The sequence below is a fragment of the Rhizobacter sp. P2_H2 genome, from assembly GCF_056403375.1.
Genome location: NZ_JBFUFP010001815.1, coordinates 1 through 563, shown reverse-complemented (window position 1 = coordinate 563; position 563 = coordinate 1). Strand labels below are relative to the sequence as shown.

Genomic DNA, 563 nt, shown 5'->3' with positions numbered 1-563 from the left:
GCCGAAGATGCTGGCCGAGGAGTTCCCCGATGCACGCGGCCGCGTCAAGCTGCTGCCGAACGGGCCGCCGGTGCCGTACCCGGTGCAGTTCCGCGTGATGGGGCCGGATGCGGCGCAGGCCCGTGCCTGGGCCGACAAGGCCAAGGACATCCTGCGCGCCAATCCGAACATGCGCGGCGTGAACGACAACTGGAACGAATCGGTCAAGGTGCTGCGCCTGGAGGTCGACCAGGACAAGGCGCGCGCACTGGGCGTCACCAGCCAGGCCATCGCCACCGCGTCGCGCACCATCCTGTCGGGCAACACCGTCGGGCAGTACCGCGAAGCCGACCGGCTGGTCGACATCGTCGTGCGCCAGCCGCTGGACGAGCGCAACGCCATCACCGACATCGGCAACGCCTACCTGCCGACGGCCAGCGGCCGCTCGATCCCGCTGACGCAGATCGCCAAGGTCGGTTTCACCTGGGAGCCGGGCGTGCTGTGGCGCGAGGGCCGCGACTATGCGGTGACGGTGCAGGGCGACGTGGTCGAGGGCCTGCAGGGCCCGACGGTCACGACGCAGG

The 563-nt window shown here is 70.5% G+C and carries 1 protein-coding gene; it reads left to right on the top strand.

Annotated elements, in window-relative coordinates; translation table 11 throughout:
- A partial coding sequence (locus tag AC1D15_RS36370) for an efflux RND transporter permease subunit (RefSeq protein WP_477829914.1) occupies positions 1-563 on the top strand: 563 nt, incomplete at both ends.